Origin of the sequence: Chryseobacterium shigense (assembly GCF_900156575.1) — a bacterium.
Classification (GTDB): Bacteria; Bacteroidota; Bacteroidia; order Flavobacteriales; family Weeksellaceae; genus Chryseobacterium; species Chryseobacterium shigense.
Genome location: NZ_FTNY01000004.1, coordinates 367622 through 394101 on the forward strand (window position 1 = coordinate 367622; position 26480 = coordinate 394101).

The 26480-nt window shown below is 38.0% G+C and carries 24 protein-coding genes and 1 tRNA gene; 17 read left to right on the forward strand and 8 right to left on the reverse strand.

Going from position 1 to position 26480, the window contains the following annotated elements; all coding sequences use genetic code 11:
• Positions 1-14: 14 nt before the first annotated feature.
• Both BW964_RS15210 and BW964_RS15215 read right to left on the reverse strand, forming a co-directional pair.
• On the reverse strand, positions 15-1493 hold the full coding sequence (locus BW964_RS15210; RefSeq protein ID WP_076508433.1) for a trehalase family glycosidase: 1479 nt from the start codon (positions 1491-1493) through the stop codon (positions 15-17).
• A 2-nt stretch (positions 1494-1495) separates the two neighbouring features.
• Positions 1496-2725 (reverse strand): MFS transporter, encoded by a 1230-nt coding sequence (locus BW964_RS15215; RefSeq protein ID WP_076508434.1) that lies wholly within the window; start codon positions 2723-2725, stop codon positions 1496-1498.
• Positions 2726-2848: 123 nt separating this feature from the next.
• On the opposite strand from BW964_RS15215, the gene BW964_RS15220 reads away from it, so the two are divergent.
• The 3 genes from BW964_RS15220 to BW964_RS15230 all read left to right on the forward strand — a co-directional run bounded on the left by BW964_RS15220 (position 2849) and on the right by BW964_RS15230 (position 5239).
• Positions 2849-3733 carry an AraC family transcriptional regulator gene (locus BW964_RS15220; RefSeq protein ID WP_076508436.1) on the forward strand — a complete coding sequence of 295 codons (885 nt, stop codon included), beginning with the start codon at positions 2849-2851 and terminating at the stop codon, positions 3731-3733.
• A gap of 314 nt (positions 3734-4047) precedes the next feature.
• Positions 4048-4350, forward strand: coding sequence for a hypothetical protein (locus BW964_RS15225; RefSeq protein WP_076508437.1), 303 nt, complete (start codon positions 4048-4050; stop codon positions 4348-4350).
• A 49-nt stretch (positions 4351-4399) separates the two neighbouring features.
• Positions 4400-5239: a GLPGLI family protein gene (locus BW964_RS15230; RefSeq protein ID WP_076508439.1), complete on the forward strand. Its 840-nt coding sequence runs from the start codon at positions 4400-4402 to the stop codon at positions 5237-5239.
• A gap of 463 nt (positions 5240-5702) precedes the next feature.
• Here BW964_RS15230 and BW964_RS15235 read toward each other — a convergent pair whose 3' ends face one another.
• Complete coding sequence (locus BW964_RS15235) at positions 5703-6257, reverse strand: thioredoxin family protein (RefSeq protein ID WP_076508440.1); 555 nt, start codon at positions 6255-6257, stop codon at positions 5703-5705.
• Between the two features lie 156 nt (positions 6258-6413).
• Here BW964_RS15235 and BW964_RS15240 point away from each other — a divergent pair, with 156 nt between their 5' ends.
• From BW964_RS15240 to BW964_RS15255, 4 genes are all read left to right on the forward strand, one after another.
• A complete protein-coding gene (locus BW964_RS15240; RefSeq protein WP_076508442.1) occupies positions 6414-7010 on the forward strand; it encodes a TetR/AcrR family transcriptional regulator in 597 nt (198 codons plus the stop codon).
• 357 nt (positions 7011-7367) lie between these two features.
• Positions 7368-8561, forward strand: coding sequence for an efflux RND transporter periplasmic adaptor subunit (locus BW964_RS15245; RefSeq protein ID WP_076508443.1), 1194 nt, complete (start codon positions 7368-7370; stop codon positions 8559-8561).
• A 7-nt stretch (positions 8562-8568) separates the two neighbouring features.
• A complete protein-coding gene (locus BW964_RS15250; protein WP_076508445.1) occupies positions 8569-11748 on the forward strand; it encodes an efflux RND transporter permease subunit in 3180 nt (1059 codons plus the stop codon).
• Between the two features lie 129 nt (positions 11749-11877).
• Positions 11878-13290, forward strand: coding sequence for an efflux transporter outer membrane subunit (locus BW964_RS15255; protein WP_076508446.1), 1413 nt, complete (start codon positions 11878-11880; stop codon positions 13288-13290).
• A gap of 90 nt (positions 13291-13380) precedes the next feature.
• On the opposite strand, the gene miaA is transcribed toward BW964_RS15255, so the two are convergent.
• Complete coding sequence (gene miaA, locus BW964_RS15260) at positions 13381-14295, reverse strand: tRNA (adenosine(37)-N6)-dimethylallyltransferase MiaA (protein WP_076508448.1); 915 nt, start codon at positions 14293-14295, stop codon at positions 13381-13383.
• A gap of 143 nt (positions 14296-14438) precedes the next feature.
• On the opposite strand from miaA, the gene BW964_RS15265 reads away from it, so the two are divergent.
• From BW964_RS15265 to nadA, 3 genes are all read left to right on the forward strand, one after another.
• Entirely contained in the window at positions 14439-15284 is an 846-nt protein-coding gene (locus BW964_RS15265; protein WP_262484546.1) for a YicC family protein, read from the forward strand.
• Positions 15285-15396: 112 nt separating this feature from the next.
• On the forward strand, positions 15397-15963 hold the full coding sequence (gmk, locus tag BW964_RS15270; protein ID WP_076508451.1) for a guanylate kinase: 567 nt from the start codon (positions 15397-15399) through the stop codon (positions 15961-15963).
• Between the two features lie 103 nt (positions 15964-16066).
• Positions 16067-17086 (forward strand): quinolinate synthase NadA, encoded by a 1020-nt coding sequence (gene nadA, locus BW964_RS15275; RefSeq protein WP_076508976.1) that lies wholly within the window; start codon positions 16067-16069, stop codon positions 17084-17086.
• 34 nt (positions 17087-17120) lie between these two features.
• Here the strand turns inward: nadA and BW964_RS15280 are convergent, their stop codons facing one another.
• The 3 genes from BW964_RS15280 to BW964_RS22395 form a co-directional block, all read right to left on the reverse strand.
• Complete coding sequence (locus tag BW964_RS15280; RefSeq protein ID WP_076508452.1) at positions 17121-17315, reverse strand: bacteriocin-like protein; 195 nt, start codon at positions 17313-17315, stop codon at positions 17121-17123.
• Positions 17316-17368: 53 nt separating this feature from the next.
• Positions 17369-17539 (reverse strand): bacteriocin-like protein, encoded by a 171-nt coding sequence (locus BW964_RS22575; protein WP_165789173.1) that lies wholly within the window; start codon positions 17537-17539, stop codon positions 17369-17371.
• A gap of 143 nt (positions 17540-17682) precedes the next feature.
• A complete protein-coding gene (locus BW964_RS22395; protein WP_104669429.1) occupies positions 17683-17883 on the reverse strand; it encodes a hypothetical protein in 201 nt (66 codons plus the stop codon).
• Between the two features lie 533 nt (positions 17884-18416).
• On the opposite strand from BW964_RS22395, the gene thrA reads away from it, so the two are divergent.
• The 7 genes from thrA (at position 18417) to BW964_RS15325 (ending at position 25546) form a co-directional block, all read left to right on the forward strand.
• Complete coding sequence (thrA, locus tag BW964_RS15295) at positions 18417-20867, forward strand: bifunctional aspartate kinase/homoserine dehydrogenase I (RefSeq protein WP_076508457.1); 2451 nt, start codon at positions 18417-18419, stop codon at positions 20865-20867.
• Positions 20868-20877: 10 nt separating this feature from the next.
• Entirely contained in the window at positions 20878-21804 is a 927-nt protein-coding gene (locus BW964_RS15300; protein ID WP_076508459.1) for a homoserine kinase, read from the forward strand.
• Positions 21805-21814: 10 nt separating this feature from the next.
• Positions 21815-23128, forward strand: coding sequence for a threonine synthase (thrC, locus tag BW964_RS15305; protein ID WP_076508978.1), 1314 nt, complete (start codon positions 21815-21817; stop codon positions 23126-23128).
• Positions 23125-23496, forward strand: a complete 372-nt coding sequence (gene folB, locus BW964_RS15310; RefSeq protein WP_076508461.1) for a dihydroneopterin aldolase — start codon at positions 23125-23127, stop codon at positions 23494-23496. The genes thrC and folB overlap by 4 nt, the downstream gene beginning before the upstream one ends.
• A 29-nt stretch (positions 23497-23525) precedes the next feature.
• The gene (locus tag BW964_RS15315) at positions 23526-24884 is read left to right on the forward strand and encodes a DUF4403 family protein (RefSeq protein ID WP_076508462.1); all 1359 of its coding nucleotides are present in this window, start codon (positions 23526-23528) and stop codon (positions 24882-24884) included.
• Between the two features lie 26 nt (positions 24885-24910).
• The gene (locus BW964_RS15320) at positions 24911-25417 is read left to right on the forward strand and encodes an RDD family protein (RefSeq protein WP_076508464.1); all 507 of its coding nucleotides are present in this window, start codon (positions 24911-24913) and stop codon (positions 25415-25417) included.
• Positions 25418-25475: 58 nt separating this feature from the next.
• Positions 25476-25546 (forward strand) — tRNA-Cys (locus BW964_RS15325).
• A gap of 725 nt (positions 25547-26271) precedes the next feature.
• Here BW964_RS15325 and BW964_RS15330 read toward each other — a convergent pair.
• On the reverse strand, positions 26272-26457 hold the full coding sequence (locus BW964_RS15330; protein ID WP_076508466.1) for a hypothetical protein: 186 nt from the start codon (positions 26455-26457) through the stop codon (positions 26272-26274).
• Between the last annotated feature and the right edge of the window lie 23 nt (positions 26458-26480).

The window sequence follows — 26480 nt, forward strand, 5'->3', positions numbered from 1 at the left end:
TGATTTTTATAGAGTTAGTTTTGTTTTAATTTGAGATAGACCCCGTTCGTCCATCCGAATCCGTCCTGATTCGGGTATTCTCCGCCTCCCGCAATGGTTTCAGTGTCTAACGCGTTATATTTTTCCATTAATTTTCCGGTGTTGCTGTAGACCCTTTCTACATTTTTGCACCAGTTGCTTTTTATTTCCTCAGCCAGTTCATCGAAACCATAATTCTTCATGGCTTTAAAGCCTAACCATTGGTAGGGCGCCCATGCATTCGGAAGATCCCATTGCTGACCGGTTTTTTTTGTGGTGGTGACAAGCCCTCCCTGATACAGGAACTTTTCCGCAATATTTTTAGCCACAGACTCTGCCTGTTTCTGATCTGCCAGTCCTAAAAATAATGGGTAAAGAGCAGCGATATGTTCAGACGGTGTAGTGGTGTGTTTTTTTAAGTGATAATCTTTATAAAATTCCGTCTTTTCATCCCAAAAGTAGGTGTCGATCATCTGCCTGCGTACGGCTGCTCTTTGAGTAAAATAATTTTCTTTTTCTGCCAGATTCAGAAGCCCTGATGATGTTGCAAGTGTTTTCTCCAAATGCCATAAAAGGCTGTTCAGATCCACTTCTGCAATATTCAGTGTTTCTATTGTCTGTATATGTTCTCCGTCTGCAAACCATCTGCTGGAAAAATCCCAGCCTGATTCGCAGGCACTTCTAATATTTCTGTAAAATTCCTCTCCCGTATTTTCACTGTCTTCAATATCGATAAGATAACTTTCAGGACGCGGTGTATTGTCTGCATCGTAGTAGCGGTTCAGGAGATCTCCGTTTTTGGTTCTGGCTATTCTCTTCACGCTGGAATCATTATCCAGACTCTCCTCACCATTCATCCAGAAGGCATATTCTTTTTCTAAAGTATCATGATACCGGGTATAAATTTTTTCGTCGGGTGTGGTTTCAAAAATAAGATCCAGCATCAGCGAAAAGTAAGGTGGTTGTGAACGGCTCAGAAAATGAGTTCTGCTCGCATTGGGAACAAAACCAACATTCTGAATTAAATAAGAACAGTTTTCAACAATATTTTCCATCATTTCTGTTCTTCCCGATGCCTGCAGTCCGAGCATAATAAAGTAGCTGTCCCAATAGAAAAACTCGTTGAAACGGCCTCCCGGTACAATATAAGGCTTCGGAAGCTTCAACAGCGTTCCTTTTTCCTCATAAGCAGTGCGGGTCAATTCATCCCAAAGCTTTTCGATATGCTGCTCAATGGGCAGATGATCTTCCCGACGGATTGAAATTTTCGCTCCCAGAAAGTCGAAATTTGCCATTACAAAATCTTTCAGATTAAATCCTTCAATCCCCTTTTTCTTTTCATATTCCGCATTGATCTCCGAAACAGGGAACAAGGGAACGGCATCGGTCATCATTTTTTGGTCTTCAAAGATCTTTGCTCTTTGTACATCATCAAAAAGAGTCTGAATTTCGTTTATGTAAAACTGTTTATTCATTATTATTTCTTAGGATTTATTTTTAATTTATTCATGAAAATGGCTGAAATGATCAGCAGTGAAAGCGGTATCAATGAAAGATAAAACGCCTGCTGCCCACTGAATTCCTGAAAGACAAAACCTGTGATCATAGAACCGATGGTGCCTCCGATTGCCGAAAAAACAACAATCAATCCGGACATAGCACTGTGCAAATATTTTGGAATGGATGCCAGGATCACAGAATTGATGCTTGGATAAATAGGGGCCAGCAAACCTCCCATCAGCGGAAATAAATACACAACAAGAGGTGCGTTAAACCAGCCTGTCCCTTCATCAATCTGGACATTGTGGGTTAATGGTAAAACTAAAACAATACTAATCGCAAAGCCGACTACACAAAAAGAAACCACATAGATCCAGCTGAATTTCTTAGAGAAAAAGCCTGATAAAAATCGTCCCAGTGCAAAAGCTCCGGCTAAAACTGCTCCGGCCTGAATACTCATAGAAGTCGGAAGTTTTAAAATTTCTTTATAAAAAGTGGGCGTCCAGGTCTGAAAACTCTGTTCTACCAGTACAAACAAAAAGGCGCACAAGAGGAAAAACAATACTTTTTTATAACTGAACAGGCTGATACTGTTTTTCAGATCGCCTAACCAATCGGTTTTCTCACTTCTGGCTTCGCTTTCATTCAATTTTGAAAAAAACAGGAACAAAAATGACAATGCTGAAACAGCTCCCAAAACCCAATATACGTTCAGCCATTGGGTAGATTTTGGATTATGATCATCAATAAACAAACTGAAAAGTACATTTCCTGCCAATACCCCTATCATAAAAAAACCTTCCAGAAAGCCCATAAAGCTTGAATGCTCCTTATCTGTATCCGTCACAAGACCAATAGAAGTGAAAACTGAGATTTTTATTAAGGCAAATGAAATTCCTACAATGGCAAATAACAATTTGAAAAACCAGAAATCATCGGCAAAAGGCATGACAAAACACATGCAGCTCACCAGAAAAAGCCCGATAAGCATTGAATTTTTGATCCCTATTTTGGGGAGAAATGATGCCAGAATAAAGGAACATAGGGCAATCGGAAGATCTTTAAAACCTTCCAGAATACTGGCTGAAGATTTTGAGATTCCGAAGTTCTGCTGTACCTGCAGAATAACTGTGCCCACGGAATTCAAAAGAATCGCGAAAACAAAATAATTTAAAAATAATACCGCTTTAATATTGAAATTTTTCATGGAGATCATTTCTTGTCGGCTAAGATAGAAGCATTTCACTTAACATTAATTTAACACAATAAATCAATATTTGAACTATATTAATATAATTAGTATTTTTATTGATTAAATACGATTAATGAGATGAAAGTTAGTTTTGAAAGAATAATAGCAAGTGAAAAGAGCTCCTTCCGTACGTTGCACAACAATTCACCGATCAGCGAATTCAAGTGGGAATATCATTATCATCCCGAAATCGAGCTGGTGTGCGTTATTTCGGGGAACGGGACCCGTCACGTCGGCTATCACAAAAGCAATTATACCAACGGTGATCTGGTTTTAATAGGTTCCAATATTCCCCATTCAGGGTTTGGATTAAATTCAACAGATCCGCATGAAGAAATTGTGCTTCAGTTCCGGGAGGAAATTCTTCAGTTTCCGGAACAGGAAGTGGAAGCCCGATCTATTAAAAATCTGCTTGAACTTTCCAAATACGGAATTCATTTTCACCATAAGATTAAAAAAGCAATGCTGCCGAAGCTGAAACTGATGCTGGAATCGGAAGGCTACAAAAGATATCTCCTGCTGCTTGATATTTTATTTGAACTTTCAAAATGTAAGGATTATGATCTTTTGAACAAAGAGATTATGCCCTACACCATTATTTCAAAAAATAAAACAAGACTGGAAAATATTTTCACCTACGTAGAACGTCATTATGATAAGGAAATCAATATTGAAGATGTCGCAAAACTGGCGAATCTTACCTTGCCGGCCTTCTGTAATTTTTTCAAAAAAGCAACCCAGATCACCTTTACAGAATTTGTGAACCGGTACCGCATCAATAAAGCCTGTATGCTGATGGCTCAGGATAAAAGTATTTCAGAATCCAGCTACAGCTGTGGATTTAATAATGTGACTTATTTCAACCGGATGTTTAAGAAGTATACGGAGAAGACCCCTTCTGAGTTCATAAAAAACTTCTCGCATAATAATGTGGACTTGCATAATCGGCAAAACCAAAAGTAGAAAAAATACGGTTAAAACTGCCAATTTCTCACGGGAAAATAACGAGATTTTTAATGCTATTTAAATCTGATTTAAACGCACTCTATTGGGGGGGAGTTTTACATTTAATAAAATATATTGAAAGTTTTATTTTCTATAATGCACCCTTATTAATTCTATTTTTATTACCACCTTACGGATATCCGTAAAAAAAATAAAATCATTTTCCATTACCTATGCAAATATAAGTGATAGTGAGACTTAACATAAAAAAATAATTCCTACACTATAGGATTTATTTTTTACTTTCGAAACGAATTTTTAAATAAAACATTATGAAAAAAATTATTTTAGTTTCAGCCTTTGGAGTTGCAGGATTACTAAGCGCAAAAGGAGCGCCTGTACCAAATACAACAGTACAACCTAAAGAAAAAACGGAAGTTAGTAAGGGGATATCTGAAGAAAAGCAATTTAAAGAAGATTCAAAATCTGAAAATGAAACGGCTAGAACATGCACTCAATGGTATACAATAGAAGCTCCTTGTGGTGCCATATATTATCTATGTGGGAATAACTATTGGGGAACACAACAGTTGCATGCGGCTATGGACTACTATAACGATGTTAAATGTAATTAGAGCTTTTTAGAGCCGTTTCTTACGGCTCTCTACATATAAAATATAAATAATGAAAATTTATTCACTCATTTTCTGCTTACTATTTGCTTTATTTAATGCACAAGGGCGAATTAGCTTAACTGGAAATTCTACAATAAAAGCATTCCCATATTCATCACATGTTTTAAGTAACAGCAATAAAAATATATACTATCAATTGAGTTATGTTCGTGATACTAAAAATCCTAAAAACAAGCGGGAAACCATTTGTACCCTACAATTAAGTGAAAAGTTTTCTCGATTTTCTGATCATAATGGAATGAAAACAGATTCATTAGAAGAAAAATACAGTCATCAAAATGAGATAAATGCAAAAGAATTTAGCAATCTTCAATCTTTCCCTGTCAAATGGTTTAATGTGTTAGTAAAGGATATCTCACAACAAAAAGTTTATGTTCAAGATGTCGCAAAAGACATTTATCAGTATGAAGAAAAGCAACCCGAATTCCTTTGGACTCTTGAAAAAGAGAATAAAAAAATCTTAGGTTATGTTTGTCAAAAAGCAACTACCCAATACAGAGGTAGAAAATATACTGCATGGCATGCTAAAGAAATTCCTATTAATAGCGGACCATATATTTTTCAAGGGCTTCCTGGTTTAATCATGGAAATAGAAGACAGTAAAGGAGATTATCATTTTACTGCAATAGCAATCGATAAAAAATCTAAGGAAATATATTTGAGAAATGAAAAACATATAATTAACGTTTCAAGAGAACAATTTAGAAAAGTTCAAAAAAACTTTCACGAAAATCCAGGCTTTTTCTTTGGTGGTTCTTATGATGCAAATGGAAATTCAATTGTAGACAAAGGAAGACCAATTCCTTATAATCCTATAGAATTAGAGTAGCTAACTATCTTAAAAAAGCACCGTTAATATAAAGTACTTTTGATTAATCATTGACTCTCTTCTTTCGATATGCTACCTATAATCTCAGAGTAAATATCATCATTTAAACGCTCCTTTCTAGTCTCAGACTTTGCAAAAATTTCACCTACATCTGAAAGTAAAGCATTTGTCTTATCTACTTTTTCTAAGCGGTAAGAATAGCTATCAGAGTCATTGCAGATAACTTTTGCATTAGGATAATATTACTTCTATGTGTGGCTTAATAAGCCCGATCCCCCAACAAATTAAGGTAGGTTGCATCTGTGAGAAATAACATGATGAGCCTGCTTATTTATTATATTGAAAAAGCCTCTAGTACATTTTGCAGATTGATGCAGATGTTTACGTATAAAAAAAGCTGTTCTTAAAAAAGAACAGCTTTATACTTATATATAACGTTTAAAAATTTCAACCATTCCTATGATTACTTCCATTTGATATTGCATCCCATACTTGGTTTCTGAATCTCCTCCTGTGGTTCACCCAACAAAAGATTTTCGAAAGCGATGATCAGATCTTCTCCGGTTACATCTTTATTATTTCCAGGTCTTGAATCATCCATTTGCCCTCTGTAGATAAGGTCTAGTTTATCATCAAAGAAATAGAAATCCGGTGTACAGGCTGCGTCATAAGCTTTGGCTACGGCCTGGCTTTCGTCATACAGATAAGGGAAATCAAAATTTCTTTCAATCTGGAATTCTATCATTTTTTCAGGAGCATCAGCCGGATATTTCTCTACATTATTGGCATTGATGGCAATGAATTCAATTCCTTTTTCATTGTAGTCTTCATATAATTCGTTGATCTTATCAATCACGTGAAGAACAAACGGACAATGGTTGCACATAAAGATCACCAGTGTTCCTTTCTCTCCTTTCAGGTCGTCCAGAGATTGGATCTCATTAGTTTTTGAGGGGTTCGGAAGTTCAAAAAACGGAGCTTTCGTTCCTAGAGCCAACATATTTGAGGGAGTATTCATATCCTTTATTTTCTTTAACGGCAAATATAAAGTTTCTTTTAATATAAGCCAATCTGTGAATTTATAAACTTGCGTTAAATGTTAATTATCAAATATTATTTGGAAGTTATATTGAAAAGTTTGTAGTTTTGCTAACACTGTTAGTAAATAAATATCATGGGCCTACATGAACGTCGTCAAAGAGAGAAAGAATCCATCCGTGCAAATATTTTGCAGGCGGCTTTCGGTTTGGCTAAAACAGAGGGCTGGGCTTCGTTGTCAATGCGTAAGATTGCAGATGCCATTGAATACAGTGCTCCTGTAGTCTATGATTATTTCGAGAACAAAGAAGCGATTTTGTATGAAATTTCTATCAATGGCTTTCACTGCCTTCATATAGAATTATTAAAAGCGCAGAGCAAGTTTGAAACTCCTGAAGAGCAGCTTACTGCTATAGTAGATGCGTACTGGAATTTTGCTTTTAAAAATAAAGAATACTATCAGCTGATGTTTGGTTTGGGAATGCAGTGCAGCGGTAAAGGTCAGATGAAAGAAGAGTTTTCATCATTTCAGGACCTCATCTATGAATGTACTTTCAATATCATTAAGAAGAATGGATCCAATCCTGACAATGCCTGCCATATGTCACACGCTCTATTTTCGGCGGTGCACGGTCTGATCTCTATTATGATGATGCGAAATGCCGATATTCCTTCCACAATGAATAAAACAACTTTAGACGAAACTGTTTCAGCATTCGTTAAGTCTTTGTAAATTTTTTTTGAATTAAAAATTAACAGCGTTAGGAAAAATAACATCAGATATTTATAAAATATCCGTTTAAAAAACTAAAAAAAGTAACAATGAAAACGATAATCTAAAATCTCTGGAAGCCTCTATCAAACAGCTTAACACTGTTAGTTAAATTAACACATGATTAATACACCCCATTTTTTATACAACTTATATTAAAAAACAGACAGCTATTATGAAAATGACGATCTGACTCCGTTATTAAAAATTCTGATTTTTTTTGACCTTATCATTAACACTGTTAGGAAAAATAACAGAAATCATTAAAAGAACACTATTACTTAAATCTAACACTTCATTAAAAAAATTAAACCCACAATGAAAATACCTGGAAAAATAAGGTTTATCGTACTTATATCAAGTATTATCCTTTTGCAGAACTGTACCCAAGCAGCAGAAGGTTCCAATGCAGCACCGCCTGCTCCGGAGCTTCCGGTTTATACCGTGATCACCTCTCCAGCTACAACATATCAGGAATTCCCTACCGCACTGGAAGGTAAAAACAACGTAGAAATCAGATCTCAGGTCGATGGATATCTGGACAGGATCTACGTAGAAGAAGGTTCTTACGTAAGAGCCGGACAGCCTTTATTTAAAATAGACTCAAGAGCCTATGGCGAGCAAATGAATATGGCTCAGGCTAATTTACAGGTAGCCAATGCCAATATCCAGAAAGCTAAAGTAGAAGTTGACAGACTTCAGCCTTTGGTAGCTGCCAAAGTAGTTTCTGATGTACAGATGAAAACAGCCAAAGCAAATTACGCTGCCGCAGTAGCTGCCGCATCACAGGCTAAAGCATCTGTAGGAGGCGCTAAAATCAATGTAGGATTCACAACCATTACCGCCCCTGTAAGCGGATATATCGGAAGAATTCCTTACAAAAAAGGAAGCCTGATTTCAAGAACGGATCCGAGCCCATTGACTTTGTTATCGGATATCAGCGAAATTTATGCCTACTTCTCTTTAAGTGAACTGGATTTTATTGCGTTTCAGAATCAATATCCCGGAGCAACTTTAGATGAAAAACTGAAAAATATGCCTATGGTAGATCTTATCATCGCGGACAACAGTACTTACCCTGAAAAAGGAAAAATGAGTATTGTAGACGGACAGTTTGATAAAACCACTGGTGCCATTACCGTTCGTGCTATTTTTCCCAATACAAAAGGTTCTTTACGTACAGGAAATACAGGAAGAGTGCGTATGCCTCAATTACTTTCCAATGCCGTTGTCATTCCTCAGGAATCTACGTTTGAAATTCAGGATAAAACCTATGTCTATAGTGTAGGGAAAGACAACAAAGTAACCAGCAAACCGATTAAAATCTCCGGAAAAACAGAAAACTATTATTTTATTTCTGAAGGAATTGCTCCGGGAGAAAAGATCGTATACACAGGAATTGGAAGCTTAAAAGATGGAGCTTCTATCAAGCAGAAAGCGATTTCATCTGATAGCCTGTTGAGAGCTAAACCTCTGTCCTCTATTTCGAATACGGAAGACTTAAAAAAATAAACTTCTTATGCTAAAACAATTTATAGAAAGACCGGTACTTTCAACGGTCATCTCCATTATACTGCTATTGCTGGGAGCTCTTTCGGTATTCAATCTGCCGATCACGCTGTTTCCCGACATTGCCCCTCCAAGCGTTCAGGTAACCGCCTTTTATCCGGGTGCGAATGCAGAAGTTGTCGCCCGCTCCGTTGCTGTTCCTATTGAAGAAGCAGTGAATGGCGTTGAGAATATGACTTACATGACTTCCAACTCGAGTAATGACGGTACTATGACCCTGAGTGTGTTTTTCAAGCAGGGTTCAGATGCGGATAATGCCGCTGTAAACGTTCAGAACCGGGTATCCAAAGCTATGAGCCAGCTTCCTCAGGAAGTAGTTCAGGCCGGAATCTCCACACAGAAAGTACAGAACAGTATGATTATGTTTATGGGGTTGTCAAGTGATGATCCTAAGCAATATGATGAGCTGTTTCTTCAAAACTATCTAAAAATCAACGTTATTCCACAGATACAGCGTATTCCGGGAGTTGCTCAGGCACAGGTTTTCGGAACGAGGGATTACTCGATGAGAATCTGGCTGAAGCCAGACCGGTTAGCCGCTAATAATCTTTCTCCACAGGAAGTAATGGCAGCGATCAAAGATCATAACCTTGAAGCTGCACCAGGACGTCTTGGACAGGGAAGTAAAGAAACTTACGAATATATTTTAAAGTATAAAGGTAAATTAAGCAAAAACGAGGACTACGAAAACATTGCGATTAAAGCCAATAATGACGGTTCATTTTTAAGATTAAAAGATGTTGCAAGAGTAGAATTCGGTTCCTATACCTATACAGCAGCCAACAGAGTGGACGGTAAACCTGTAGCAGGATTCGCGATCCTTCAAACGGCGGGTTCCAATGCCAATGAAATTCTGACTGAAATTGAAAAGCAGGTCGATCAGTTTTCAACGACCCTTCCAAAAGGAGTAAAACCGATCATTATGTACAATTCTAAAGATTTCCTGGATGCCTCTATTCATCAGGTGGTAGAAACTTTAGTGATTGCATTTATTCTGGTATTTATTGTAGTGTATATTTTCCTTCAGGATTTCAGATCTACTTTGATTCCGGCCATTGCGGTTCCGGTGGCTATTATCGGGACCTTCTTCTTTCTTCAATTATTTGGATTCAGTATCAATATGCTTACATTGTTTGCACTGGTACTCGCCATTGGTATTGTCGTGGATGATGCTATCGTTGTGGTTGAGGCCGTCCATTCCAAGATGGAGCAGACAGGAATGCCTGTGGAACAAGCCACCACCAACTCTATGAGTGAAATTTCCGGAGCGATCATTTCCATTACTTTGGTGATGTGTGCCGTATTTATTCCGGTTGGTTTCATGCAGGGTCCTGCCGGGGTTTTCTACAGACAGTTTGCCTTCACATTGGTCATTGCGATCATGATCTCAGCAGTCAATGCATTAACATTGAGTCCGGCTCTTTGTGCATTATTACTTAACGACCCTCAGGGAGAACATGGCGAGCACGGTCATAAAAAAGGTTTTGGAGCGAAGTTTTTCAACGCGTTCAATGTGGCCTTTAATAATATGACTAAAAAATACATTTACAGTCTTAAGTTTTTAATCAAAAACAAATGGGTAGCCGTAGGAGGTTTAGCGGTTATTATTGCTGCCAGTGTTTTTCTGATCAATAAAGCGCCTACAGGATTTATTCCAACAGAAGATCAGGGATTTGTTTTGTATGCCGTGAATACGCCTCCGGGAAGTTCACTGGACAGAACCAACCGGGCTACTGAACAGATTGATAAAATTGTTAATGCAGAAAAATCCATGAAGCACCTTTGGGTAGCCGATGGAATGAACTTTATCAGTAATGCCAACGCTTCTCCTTATTCTGCAGGTTTTATTAAACTTAAAGATTATAAAGACCGTGGCGAAATGAAAGATCCTGACCAAATTGCTGCTGCATTAACAGGAAAAGTATCTCAGGTGAAAGATGCCAACGCATTCTTCTTCAATTTCCCTACGGTACAAGGTTTTGGTAACGTTTCCGGATTTGAATTTATGCTTCAGGACAAAACCAACGGTTCATTTGAACAGTTAGGAACAACCACTCAAGCTTTCATCGGGGAGCTGATGAAACGTCCGGAAATTGCATTCGCCTTTACGACCTATGCAGCAGGAAACCCTCAGTACACGATTGATGTAGATGCTGATAAGGCCAATCAATTGGGTGTTTCTGTAACAGAGTTGATGCAGACTATGCAGATCTATTACGGAAGTAGTTTCGTTTCGGATTTCAACAGATTTGGGAAATACTACAGAGTAATGGCTCAGGCAGATATTCCTTACCGTACCGATGCGAATTCTCTGGAAGGAATTTATGTTAAAAATAAATCAGGCGAAATGGTTCCTGTAAAGACCCTGGTTACTTTACAAAGAACTTTCGGACCTGAAACAGTAACCAGAAATAACCTTTTCAACGCGGTAACCATTAACGGAACTCCAAAACCAGGTTACAGTACCGGAGATGCGATTAAAGCTGTTGAAGAAGTAGCTCAGAAATCATTGCCAAGAGGATACGGATATGAATGGACGGGAATTACCCGTGAAGAAATCAAAACGGGTGGACAAACTGCCTTTGTGTTCTTCCTAAGTATATTATTTGTGTATTTCTTATTAGCTGCCCAATACGAAAGTTATATTCTTCCTTTTGCTGTTATTCTTACAGTTCCTACAGGGATTTTCGGAGTATTTGCTTTCACGGGACTAGCTGGAATTGACAATAATATTTACGTTCAGGTTGGTTTGATCATGCTTGTCGGGCTCTTGGCAAAAAATGCGATTTTGATTGTAGAATTTGCCGTACAGCGAAGAAAGGCAGGAAAAACATTGATTGAGTCTGCGCTTCAGGCTTCAAGATTACGTTTGAGACCTATCCTGATGACCTCATTTGCCTTTATTATCGGGATGCTTCCATTGGTTTGGAGCCAGGGAGCTGCTGCAAAAGGTAACCATTCCATTGGTATCAGCACCGTAGGAGGAATGTTTACAGGGGTGGTATTCGGGATTTTCATTATTCCGGTAATGTACGTGATCTTCCAGTATCTGCATGAAAAAATGCCGAGCAGAAAAAAGAAAAGACTTCTGAAAAAACAGCAGGAAGAACTTCTGGCTACTGCTCATTAATATATATGATATCGAAACTTTGAGGCATTAATGGTTCAATAAAAGCAAAGTATTCTCCTACTAAAGACCTCTTTGCATTATTAAAACCGTCTCAAAGTTTTGTTTTCAATTAAAAGTCTATTTAAAACTATGAAAAGAATTAAGAATTTTATTCTAACCCTTATATTGGCTTTAGGCGCAGTCTCCTGTGTATCCAAATTGGCATATACGGAGCCGGACCTTCAGCTTCCGGAAAAATTCCAGTACACCGCTACAGCGGATACAGCAAGCGTTGCCAATCTGGAATGGAAACAGTTTTTCAGCGATCCTATTTTACAGGGATTGATTGAAAAAGGAATTAAAAATAACTATGATCTTCAGATTGCTTTAAAACAGGTAGCTTCTTCACAGGAAAAACTGAAACAGGCAAAATATCTTCAATACCCTGATGTAGGCTTTGGTGTTTCGGCGCAAATTTCAAAACCTTCAGAAAACAGTATGAACGGGAAAAGCCTGAATTCATTTTTAGGTCAGAGTCACGTTGAAGATTATAATGCAGCATTTAATCTTTCGTGGGAAGCAGATATCTGGGGAAAGATCAAAAACCAGCAGGAAGTTTCAAGAATGCAGTATCTGCAGACTTACGAAGCAACAAAAGCTGTCCAGACCCAGGTTGTAGCAGCTATCGCCCAGGGATATTACAATTTATTGATGCTTGATAAACAGATCCAGATTGCCAAATCAAATCTGGAATTGAGCACCAATACCCTTTCCATTACTGAAAAAATGTGGCAAAGCGGAGATACCACTTCTTTAGGCGTGCAGCAGGCAACTGCTCAGAAACAGTCAACGGAACTTTTGATTACACAATTGGAACAGAATATTGCCATCCAGGAAAATGCTTTGAGTATCCTCGTGGGTGAAAATCCAAATAAAGTCAACAGAACGATTGAGATGTCTGACACTTCTCTTCCCCAGGATATTTCAGCAGGACTTCCGGCAGCCATGGTAAGCCGTCGTCCGGATGTCCGTCAGCAAGAATTGGTTTTGCTGGAATCCAATTCAATGGTGGGAATTGCTCAGGCGAATATGTATCCTGCTTTGAAAATTACCGCCAACGGAGGAGTGAATTCATTCAAAATTGATAACTGGTTTCAGATTCCGGCATCTTTGTTCGGATCTGTTTTGGGAGGAATTACCCAACCAATTTTTCAGAAAAGACAATTGAAAACAGATCTGAATGTGGCTAAAATCCAGAGAGAGAAAAACGTTCTGGCATTCCGTCAGTCTGTTTTAAATGCCGTAGGTGAAGTTTCCGATGCATTGGTATCTAATGAAAGCTTAAAAGTTCAGGAACAGAAAGCAACAGAACAGGTAACCACGTTGAAAAACGGAATAAAAAGTGCCGAAATGCTTTATAAAGGCGGGATGGCCAATTACTTAGAAGTGATTACAGCGCAGGGAAATTCTCTGCAGGCTGAACTGAATCTTGCTTCTGTAAAAAGACAGAGACTAAGCAGCATTGTAGATCTTTACAGAGCTCTTGGTGGCGGTTGGAAGTAGTAAATTTAATTATATTGTTTTTAGTGCGGTCTCTTTTCAGGGGCCGCATTTTTTATTGTAATAGTAATAGTCTAAAAATCTTCTGAAAATCTATTTTTGAAACAACCCGGAAATCCATTGAAGCAATTCCTGAAAGTCATTTTGTGAATAACCCAATTGCAAATAATGAATATCATCAGCCTTCCTGTACCATGTCAACTGACGCTTTGCATATCTGCGGCTGTTTTTTTTGATCTCTGAAACGGCAAACTCAAGATCCCATTCTCCATCAAAATATTTGAACAGTTCGGAATACCCCACCGTTTTCAATGCGGTAAGTTCTTTAAATTCCTCCAGGCCTTCCGCTTCTGCCAAAAGCCCTTTTTCCATCATGATATCTACCCTTCTGTTGATCCTGTCGTACAGATCTTCTCTCGGAGCTTCAATTCCGATACGGATCACATTGAAATCTCTGGAATCCTGTGAAACAGCGATCTGCTCAGAATATTTTTTATTCGTCTGCCAGATCACATCAATCGCACGTAAAAGTCTTCTGTGGTTGTGAAAATCTACTACTTCGAAATACTCGGGATCCAGTTCTTTCAATATCCCCTGAAGTTTTTCAATTCCTTCCGTTTCAAAAATTTCCTGTAATTTTTTCTGATTATTTTCATCAGCTTCAGGCAGATCATTCAAACCTTCGATAACTGCTTTTTCATACATCATACTTCCCCCGACCAGAATAACGGTATCGTGATTGGTAAAAAGCTCACGGAGTTTTTTTAAAGCATCTTCTTCATATTGACCGATGGAATAGTATTCTTTAACCGAAAGATTCCCAATAAAATGATGAGGTGCCTGCGCCAGTTCCTCTTCCGAAGGCGACGCTGTGCCTATTTTCATTTCTTTAAAAAACTGACGGGAATCACACGAAATAATTTCCGTATTGAAATGGTTGGCAAGATCAATAGCCAGTCTCGTTTTGCCTATTCCAGTGGGTCCTACAACAGAAATCAAATTTTTCATATGTAGTTTATCTATTTGTTTTTTAAAGGTCATATGGAATCTAAAATCTTCCTCATTAATTGTGGTTTCCAAATCACTGCGATTTCACAGTGCTAATTTAAATGTTTATCTTTGTACAACAATAAAAAACTATGATTTTATCAATGACCGGATTCGGCAGAGCCGAAGGTGTTTTTGAAGGCAAAAAGATTTCAATAGATATTAAATCATTGAACAGCAAAAGCTTTGATTTAAATATCAAAGTTCCTTTACGTTACAAAGAAAAAGAATTCGAAATCAGAAAAATCCTTAACGACAGAATTATCCGTGGAAAGGTAGACTGCTACATCAATCTGGAGAACCTTGAGGAAACTAATGATGTGAAGATCAATAGAAGCTTAATTGATTCTTATATGAATGAACTTCGCAACATCGCTTCTGACGGACCAGACTTCGAATATCTGAAAATGGCCGTAAGACTTCCTGATGCCATCACATCCAGACCAGACGAGCTTACGGAAGGTGAATGGGAATCTTTAGCCAAGATTGTTCATGCAGCGGTGGATCGTTTTATGGAGTTCAGAAAAACGGAAGGCGGTATCTTACACGAAGAACTGGCCAGAAATATTCAGAATATTGACAAATATCTTTCTGAAGTTATTCCTTTTGAAGAAGAAAGAATCCTTGCAGTAAAAGAACGTTATCAAAAATCTTTAAAAGAATTTGAAAATGTAGACGAAACCCGTTTTTACCAGGAAATGGCTTATTTTACAGAGAAACTGGATATCGCAGAAGAAAAAGTAAGACTTACCCAGCATTTGAAATATTACAAAGAAGTAATGGACAATGAAGATTTCAACGGAAAAAAACTTGGTTTCATTTCTCAGGAGATCGGAAGGGAGATCAATACTTTAGGGTCAAAAGCCAATCATGCAGAAATCCAGAAACTGGTGGTCATGATGAAAGATGATTTGGAAAAAATTAAAGAACAGACGTTAAACGTTTTGTAAAAGTTATAAGTTATTAATGATGAGTTATGAGTTATTGGAATTACGCTAAAAAGCAACTGATAACTCATAACTCACAATTCATAACTCGTCATTCATAATTCATAACTAAAAAATGAATAAAGTTATCATATTTTCAGCACCGTCGGGGAGCGGAAAAACTACATTAGTAAGGCATTCTCTGGAAACATTTCCTGAACTGGCATTTTCAATCTCATGTACGACAAGACAGCCCAGAGGAAGTGAAGCGCATGCCGTGGATTACCATTTTTTGAGTCCGGATGAATTCAGACAGAAAATAGCGGAAAATGCTTTTGTAGAATTTGAAGAAGTGTATACTGATAAATATTACGGTACTTTAAAATCTGAAGTGGAAAAGATCTGGGATGCAGGGAAAGTAGTCATTTTTGATGTGGATGTAAAAGGAGGAATTTCTTTAAAAAAATATTTTGGAGAAAAAGCCCTGTCCATTTTCATTGAACCTCCTTCCATAGAAGAATTGGAACGAAGATTGATCTCCAGAAACACAGATGATGCAGAAACCATCCAAACCCGGGTAGCAAAGGCAGGAGAAGAAATGACCTATGCAAAAGAGTTTGACAGGATTGTCATCAATGCCGATCTTGACATAGCAAAAAGAGAAATAGAAAGTTTAATAAAAAAATTTATAGAAAGAAACTAGATGCCAGAAATTAGAAGTCAGTTGTGCCGATATATTCATTTAAGCCACACCGAAGCTCTAATTTCTAATGTCTAACTTCTATAATCAAAAAATTGAGGTTGATATGAGTACCGAAACATTAGAAAAAGCTAAATCTGCAATTCCTGTAAGAGGATTTCTGGATATAAAAGATATAGCGATTCCTCAAGGAGAAGAATTGGTAAAAGCTATTCTGAAGCTTAAAGAAGAAAAAAATGCAGTCATCCTTGCCCACTATTACCAGCCGGGAGAAATTCAGGACATCGCTGATTTCCTGGGAGATTCTTTACAGCTGGCAAGACAGGCTAAAGATACCAATGCAGACATGATCGTATTCTGTGGAGTACATTTCATGGCAGAGGCCGCCAAAATTCTGAACCCGACTAAAAAAGTAGTTCTTCCGGATACCCTGGCAGGATGTTCTCTCGCAGACGGATGCTCAGGAGAAGGTTTGAGAAAAATGCGTGAACAGCACCCTAATGCTCTTATCGCTACCTACATCAACTGTAATGCTGAAACTAAAGCAGAAAGTGATATCATTGTAACCAGTTCAAATGCTGAAACAGTGATTGAAGCTCTACCAAAAGACCGACCGATCATTTTTGCTCCGGATAAAAATTTAGGAAGATATTTATCTAAAAAAACCGGCCGTGATATGATTCTTTGGGATGGAAGCTGCATAGTACATGAAGCATTTTCTATGGAAAGAATTGCGCAGCAATTAGCAGACAATCCTGATGCGAAAATGATTGCCCATCCTGAAAGTGAAGAAGCTGTATTAAAGCTGGCACACTTCATCGGTTCTACTTCTGCCTTGTTGAATTTTGTAGAAAAAGACGATTGTCAGAAATTCATTATTGCCACTGAGGAAGGTATTCTTCATGAAATGAGAAAACGTGCTCCACACAAAGAATTGATTCCGGCTTTGGTTTTTGACGAAAGCTGTAACTGTTCAGAATGTTTCTATATGAAACGTAATACCATGGAAAAGTTATACCTATGTATGAAATACGAACTTCCTGAAATCCTTATTGACGAAGAACTTCGTTTAAGAGCTTTGAAACCCATTGAGGCGATGCTGGATCTTTCAAAAAGTATAAAATAAAAAATAAGCACTGTTTTCGCAGTGCTTATTTTTTTTAAAATGGTCCGGAACACAAATAATCTACCTTTACCCGTAATTTACAGCATTCAGGCAAAGCATTAAAATCATCACATGATTTTGGGTAATCCGGTCCAGGTCCGTAAGGTCCGGGAGGACAGTTTTCAAAACAGCCGTTTCCTCCATTAACCGATTTTAGATTTTCTCTCTTTAATTTTTTCAGATTTTTCATAGTCAGATTATCAATAAGATTACAATTCATCAAAAAGATGCAAACATCATTAATTACACCATTGGAGCATAGCAGGTACCACCGGGTTTTCTCCAGCAACCCCAGGCACCGCCGCCACGGAAACATACATAGGCCGCTCCACCACATGTTTCAATCTGAAACTCGGTAAACCCACCACTAATCTTACTTTTCTCTTCTCTGGAAAGCTTTTTTAAATTTTTCATATTAATTTTATTTTGGTTCATAAATATAACAAATACTTCTGATCTAAATAAAAACATTTCATGATCATCCAAAACACACATAAAAAGCACCGCTTTCACCGTGCTTTTATAGGATAAAAATCCAATGTGACCGACTTATGAATTTAATGCTGCCCGCAGGGATCTCCGGAACATTTACATTCTAAAAAATACTGATTCTTACAGCAATTGGACAAGGCCTGATAGGCTGCACACGAACGAACGCCATAACTTGGGCCATAACCGGTTCCGGGAGGATAAGGACAGCCGCCGGGACATGCCCCTCCATTAATCGTTTTTAGTTTTGTTCTTGATAATTTTTTCATAATATTCTGAGTTTAAATTACAGTTACACGATCTGTTCACTTTCTGTTGATTGGCATGACAAATATGAAACCTTCAGATCTCAAAACAAAACCAGAATTGACAGGTGTAGCCGAATATTAAGTAAGTGTTGTATTTTGATTGTTTATCGTCATTTCAAATAAAAAGTACGGCTTTCCAGACCGTCATTCCACCTTTTACTTCTGATTAATGGAAGATACTCTTAGCTCAGCAGACTCGCCTACTCCAAATTCACCTTTAGCAAAAAACAATAATGGCACGTTTAAAAATAATGCTGCTGTCTCAAAATAATTTGTACATTTGTCTCGTAAAGAATGAACTTTCTAAGAAACATATCAGCCATTTCTCTACCGGAATTACTTATTTCGGGGCTATCTTCTGTTTCTACATCAACGATTACAACTACAACAACTACCCCGTAGCGGGGTACATTTTCACATATCATTTTCTGCACCCGTACTCTTTTTTTTAAAGAGTCATCATTTCGTTTTACCCAACCTCAAATACATATTAGATGAAAATCTTAAAATTCGGCGGTACATCTGTCGCTAACGCCGGGAATATTCTTCTGGCAGAAAATATTATCAAAAAAGAATCTTCGCAGAACAGGATTGTTGTTGTGGTTTCAGCTCTTCACGGAGTTACAGACAATCTGATAAAAGCAGCAGAATATGCTTCTGTTAAAGATGAAAGTTACCTTCCGCTCCTCAAAGATCTTGAAGAAAAACACCTGGACCTCGTCAAAGAACTGATCCCCGTTTTAGAACAGAGTGCATGGCTGAGCTTCGTAAAAAAACATTTCAACGATATAGAAGATGTCTACAACGGAATCTTTGTATTAGGTGAATTTACAGATAAGATCAGGGACAGGATTACTTCCTATGGTGAATTTCTTTCTTCAAACCTTATCGCAGCCAGATTTCAATATGAAGGATTAGACGCGATGTGGATGAATGCTTCTGAACTGATCAGAACTGACAGCAATTTTACTCATGCGAAAGTAGATTTTGAGACCACTGAAGAAAATTTGAAAAGTTATATTGCCAGCCATCACCATCAGATCATTGTGGCACCCGGTTTTATTGCTAAAGACCAGCATGGTAATATGACAACTCTGGGAAGAGGCGGATCTGATTATACCGCAGCTATTATCGCAGCGGCTGTTTCTGCTGAGGAACTCCAGATATGGACTGATGTTAGCGGTATGATGACCGCAGACCCCAGATTGGCATCCAATGCAAAACCCATCCCTGAGATTTCGTATCATGAAGCCATGGAACTTTCCCATTTTGGGGCTAAAGTGCTCTATCCCCCATCCATACAACCTGTGATGGCCAAAAACATTGATCTTAAAATTAAAAATACTTTTGATCCCGATGCGTCCGGAACTTTGGTATCCCATCATCTGAACAGGTCAGCAGACCAACAGCAACAGGCTTCGGCTGGAGTTTCCAATATGAGCCATATTGCTCTGGTTACTTTGGAAGGCAGTGGAATGGTGGGTATTCCCGGAATCTCGGCAAAACTTTTCCAGTGTTTAAGTTTTGAAAAAATAAATGTCATTCTTATCACTCAAGGTTCGTCTGAACATTCTATTACTATTGCTGTTAATGAAAAGGAGGTATTTCATGCCGAAAATGTTGTCAATGCCTGTTTTGGAGATGATATCAGGCTGTCCAGAATGGCTCCGGTAAAGATAGAAACAGGACTATCCATTGTTGCGCTGGTGGGTGAAAACATGAAAAACAGAAGTGGCATCTGTGCGAAAATGTTTGGATGCCTGGGGAACAACGGAATTAATATCCGGGCTATTGCTCAGGGATCTTCAGAAAGGAATATCAGTATCGTTATCTCAGAAAAAGATACCAGAAAAGCGGTGAATGTTCTTCATGAGGAATTTTTTGAATCAGAAATCAAGCAGGTTCATCTGTATGTCTGCGGAACCGGAAATGTAGGATCAAAACTGATGCAGCAGATTTACGATCAGAAGAATTATCTGCAAGAAAATCATTTGATCAATTTACGCATTGTAGGGATTTCCAACAGCCGGAAAATGTTTTTTTCAGAGAAAGGAATTCCTGAAAGTGAGTTCAGCAACTGGAGCGAAAAAGGGACTGAAGCATCGGTTCATGGATTTGCAAATGAGATTATTTCCAGAAACCTACGGAATTCAGTATTTGTTGATGTCACTGCAAGCTCATCGGTACCGGACGTTTATGAAGATCTATTAAAAAGAAGTGTCAATATCGTTGCCTGTAATAAAATAGCAGCCTCATCAGATTTTGAACAGTATAAAATGTTAAAACACACTGCCCGGAACCATAACTGTAATTTTCACTTTGAAACCAATGTAGGCGCGGGACTTCCCGTGATTGGAACCATTAATGATTTAATGAAAAGCGGAGACAAAATCACCTCTATCCAGGCAGTACTAAGCGGAACCTTAAATTTCGTTTTTAATAATTATGATGGCAGCAGAACTTTTTCAGAAGTTGTAGCCCAAGCTCAGAAGGAAGGTTATACAGAGCCGGATCCACGATTGGATCTTACAGGAACCGATGTAGCCCGAAAGATTTTAATCTTAGCAAGGGAAGCCGGATATACCCTGCAATTTGAAGATATTGAAAATGAAAGTTTTCTGCCTGAAGAATGTCTTCAGGGAAGTGTGGAAGACTTTTACAACAAGCTTACCGACTACGAGGATCATTTCAAAAGTTTATTGAATGCTGCTCAAAAAGAAGGTAACATTTTAAAATACACTGCCGAGTTCAAAAACGGAAAAGCCAAAGTCGGGTTGCAACATGCCGCTCCGGACAGCGATTTGTATCATCTTTATGGTAAAGATAATATTGTCATCTTTAAAACTTTAAGGTATTCTGAACAGCCTCTTGTGGTAAAAGGTGCCGGTGCAGGAGCTGAAGTAACGGCCAGTGGAGTTTTTGCAGATATTATACGATCCGTTTAAAATAAATAGTATGAAAAAAATAAAAATAAAAGTTCCCGCTACCGTTGCCAATCTGGTTTGCGGATTTGACATCCTGGGAATGGCAATTCATGAGCCTTATGATGAAATGGAACTGAAACTACTGGATACTCCCGAAATTATTATTAAACATGAAGATGACTTCGGGCTGCCGGAAGATCCTTCTCAAAATGTAGCAGGTGTTGTTCTTCAAAATATTCAAAAACATTTTCAACTGACCCAGGGTTTTGAAGTGACGATCCGTAAACATATCAAACCGGGCAGCGGGCTCGGCTCCAGTGCGGCAAGTGCCGCAGGAGCTGCCTTCGGGGCTAATGTTTTATTAGGAAATAGTCTGTCTGATGAAGAAATGATCCACTTTGCGATGTTCGGGGAAGAACTTGCTTCAGGAGTGCGCCATGCAGATAATATTGCCCCTTGTATTTTTGGGGGTATTACATTAGTGAAGTCCTCCTCTCCTATCGATATTATTCCGTTAAGTGCTCCGGATCTGTTTGTTGTTGCCGTACATCCGCAAGTGGAGGTAAAAACTTCGGATGCCCGTCAGATTTTAAAGAAAAATGTCCTTCTGAAAGATGCGGTAGAACAATGGGGAAATATCGCGGGGTTGGTTGCCGGAATTCTAAAAAATGATATCCCTTTGATTGGAAGAAGCCTTCATGATGTAATTGTAGAACCTGTAAGAAGCATCCTGATTCCCAAATTTGATGAGATCAAAATAAAAAGTTTGGAAGCTGGTGCCCTCGGAGGCGGAATTTCAGGCTCAGGACCTTCGATTTTCATGCTGGCGGAGAAAAAAGAAACCGCTGAACATATAGCCCGATTGATGAAATCGGTGTATGATGAGATTGAGATTGAAAGTTTTGTGTATGTCTCTAAAATAAATCCTGCAGGAATTGAAATCATTGAAGAACAATAAATTAAACAACATGAATTATTATAATTTAAAAGATAAACAGGAGGCTGTTGATTTCAAAACGGCCACCATAAAAAGCCAGGGCAGCCAAAAAGGGTTATTCTTCCCGGAAACGATTCCTCAGTTTGATGAACATTTCATCAAGAATCTTCATTTGTATTCTGATGAAGAAATTGCTTGGAGATGTATGAAAGATTTTATAGGGGATGAAATTCCATTGGATGTTTTAAAAGAAATTGTAGCGGAAACTATTGGTTTTACGATTCCTTTAAAAAAAATTAGTGAGCAGATATCCATTTTAGAGCTTTTTCATGGACCTACATTGGCTTTCAAAGATGTGGGAGCCCGATTTATGAGCAGATGCCTGTCTTATTTTCTGCAAGATCAGGATAAAAAAGTAACCGTTCTTGTGGCTACTTCCGGTGATACGGGCGGAGCCGTTGCCCATGGTTTCTATAACGTTCCTGGAATTAAGGTCGTTATTCTTTATCCCAAAAACAGAGTGAGTCCGGTTCAGGAAAAGCAACTTACAGCCCTTGGCGGAAATATTACGGCACTGGAGGTGAACGGAAATTTTGATGACTGTCAGAATCTGGTAAAGCAAGCTTTTTCAGATGACAGAATTAATGCTAAATTGTTTTTAACTTCCGCCAATTCGATTAATGTTGCGAGATGGCTTCCTCAGCAGATTTATTATGTATTAGCCTTAAAACAATGGCAACAACAAGAAAATACAGATCCTGTCATCTGCGTACCAAGCGGTAATTTTGGGAATATCTGCGCCGGGCTTCTGGCTTATTTCCGTGGGCTGCCTTCAGAACACTTTATTGCTGCCTGTAATGAAAATGATGTAGTACCAGACTATTTAAAAACCAATCAATATCAACCTAAAAAAGCCATAGCCACACTCTCCAACGCCATGGATGTCGGAGATCCAAGCAATTTTATAAGAATAATGGAGCTTTTCGGACATCATTCTGATACGCTTAAAAACATGATCACCGGATATTCAATAGATGACGAATCTACCCTGCAAACGATAAAAGAGGTTCATAAGAAATACGGATATATGCTGGATCCTCACAGTGCGGTTGCTTTTGCTTCTCTCGAAAAATTTCTGAATGAAAATCCGGGTAAGAAAGGATTTATATTGGGAACAGCGCATCCGGTAAAATTCCCTGAAGCAGTAGAAAAAGCAGCATCTGTTAAAATTGAGATTCCGGAAGCATTGAATGATCTGATGAAAAAGGAGAAAAAAACTGTAGAAATTCATGCAGATTTTGAAGAATTAAAACGATTTTTGCTGAATCAAAACCAGGAACAATGAGCAAGATCTTTCTTGAAGATGTAAAAATATATGCCTACCACGGTGTACTTCCCGAAGAAAATATCATCGGTACTTATTATATTGTAAATGCGGAACTGCACACGGATCTTTGGAAAGCTGCCGAAACAGACGATCTGAATGACACCATAAGTTATGCAGATATCAATGGAATCATTCATCAAGAAATGGCCATTTCATCGAAATTGCTGGAACATGTGGCAGGAAGGATAACGATGAAGATTCATGAAAGTTTTCCCCAGGTTTCCTACATCAAATTGAAAATCACAAAAACTTCCCCACCGATGCAGGGCGAAATGAAAGGCGCAAGTATTGAACTGGAAAGAAGCTTTCAACCCGGCGAACTGTAAATTTTTATTTCACAAAAAACATAAAGCAATTGAAATTCATCAAATTATTATTTTTACTAAGTTTTGCAGTCGTTTTCGGACAAACTGCTACAGATACTCCTGCATACAATTTCCCTAAGATCAGGTCCAGCATTACAATGCCGGTAACCATTCCGCTTTCGGAGATCAGTAATATGATCAATGCTTCCGTGAAAGATCTGGTGTTTCAGGACGATTCGTATACGGATAACAATAATGACCAGTTCAAAGTAAAGGTATGGAAAACCCGCCCTATCCGACTGGTAGGTGGAACCAGCCAAAATCTTCTGATCGAAGTTCCGTTAAAAATCTGGGCTGAAAAAGGGATTGGGACTTTGGGCGTGTACTCGTATCAAAATACGACTTTTGAAACAGTAATGTCCTTTAATACTACCATCAGCTTTAACAATAACTGGACTGTCTCCACCAATACACAGCCCAACGGATTCAGATGGGTCACCAAACCTGTTCTTGACTATGGCAAAATACAGATCCCTATTACTTCTCTTGTAGAAAAAAGTCTGAAGGAGCAGCAGGGAAAATTTGCTAAAACGATTGATCAGCAAATGACTACTCAATTGAATTTTCAGCAGTATGCGGTCATGGCATGGAATGTTTTTTCGCAGCCCTTTACTATTTCAGAGGAATATAATACATGGCTAAAAATAAGTCCGGTAGACGTAAATATCACTCCGCTGAAATTCTATGGAAATGAAATCACGACGAATATCGGAATGGATATTTATTCGGAAACATTTACAGGAAGTAAACCTGCCGCGTCACCAACAGTAAAATCAGTGGGCAACTTTAAGGTGGTCCCGGTTTTAGCGGACAAATTTCTGCTGCAAACCACAGCGAATGTTCCTTTCTCTGAGGCAACGAATATCGCGAGGACTATGTTCATGAACAAAGAATATGATGTGAGAGGCTCTAAAATAAAGATCAAAGATGTGAGAGTCTATGGTGCAGAAGGAAGAGTCATCGTTGAGGCTGAAACCGAGGGCTATGTCAACGGCAGAGCACTCATTTCGGGAATTCCGGTGTATGATGAAACGAAAAAGAAAATCGTATTGTCTAATACTAAATTCAACCTTAGAACTGCTAATATTCTGCAAAAAACGGCTACTCTTATCTTTAAGGGAAAAATAGTAAAGATGATTGAAGATGAATATGGTATTCCCACTCAGGATCTGGAATTGGCTTCAAAGAAAAGCATTGAGGAAGCTTTCAATAAAGAATATTATAAAGGTTTAAAGATGAATGGAAGGGTGTACACTCTGAAACCCGGCAGCATTCTTTTAAACGAATCCGGCATTACCGCAGTCATTGAAACCAGCGCCACTCTAAAACTAATCATCAACGGAATTTAAATTAATAAAAAAACTAATATTTAACCATGAGAAAATATCTGGTAGTTGTGGACAGACACAAAGCCACATCAGGGACGCGTTTTATCAACTTTTTTTTAGACCGACTTTTTATACAGGTCATCTATTATTCATTCTTTTTTGTTTTCGGAGTAGGCTACGCAGTGGTATATGGGGAGGGATTTGATACAGAAAGTGCTAATCAGAGTGTGATGTTTAAGCTGATCACGCTTCTTATTTACCTCATCCTATCTTTTTCCTATTTCTTTTGTATGGAATTTTATCTTGGCAAAACCATTGCTAAATATATTACCGGAACTGAAGTGATCAGTATCGATGGAAATAAACCTACTGCCGGACAGATTATTGCCCGTACATTTTCACGTGCTGTCCCTTTTGACTCGCTATCTTTTTTGGGGAATAACGGTTGGCATGACAGCTGGAGCGATACCAGAGTCATAAAAGGTAAAAACTATGTTGCTGAAAGACAATTGAAAGAAGAAATAAACAGCATCGGCGCGAAAGAAATTCGTTGAAAATTTTTGTTCATTAATAATTTTTGCTATATTTGCACACCTCAAAAATGGTAAAAATGGTACTTTGGCCGAGCGGCTAGGCAGTGGTCTGCAACACCATCTACAGCGGTTCGAATCCGCTAGGTACCTCTTAAAACCTCTAATTATTTAATTAGAGGTTTTTTTGTTTTTTAATATGTTCAGATATTTTTTTCAGTCATTATAATAGCAAGCCTCACCCATACTTTTTTTCCACTTATCATCATCCCTCTCTACTTTCCCTAAAAACAAGTGTAAAATGGAATACCTTCTTATTACTGATGGAATAGTTTGACATAAGGCTGTACATAAACTATAAGCGATCTCATTTTTTTTAAATCAATGATTATTTTAAAATAGAAGAAATAAAAAACAATGTACGCAGAAAAAATAGTATGCTACACCTACAATTTAAATTAATTAATGTTAATGCTTGAATATGAAGCATTAACAGAAGAGAGAGCAATGAAAACGACTCTATATAACAGACTTTTCCAATTAAGTTTTACAAAAAAAATCAAATTATTTTCAAATGTTTTACATTTTGGTACGATTTTTCAATATAATCAAGCAACTCATGTTTAATTTGAGTTTTCATGGTTATTAGTTTTTATCCCCGAAGCAATTCGGGGATTTTTTTATTCGTACAGAGTTTTCCGCATGTTATAATACCGGTCAAAGATTCACAGTTAAAATGGTATTAGTGAATCATAATTATACCCAATACTTAAAAAATAGGAACTTCCAGAACATCACACCATTGCAATAAATTAGTTTACTACTTGGTATTGATAAGGAAATAATAAAAAACCTCTTGAAAAAGAGGGGTCATCTATTTAAGTACATGTTTGAGTACTGCAGTAATTTCCAGCTGGATGATAGCAACATCTGTAGTTATCATCAGGACAATGTGAACCTCCACATGCAACCCCTATCGGATCTGTTGGAATTTTTTTGTCAGTTGGATTGATTGCTTTTCCTGCAATTGTTTTTTTGAGTTCTTTTCTCGTTAATTTTCTCATGCTCTGAATAGTTATTCGTTAGG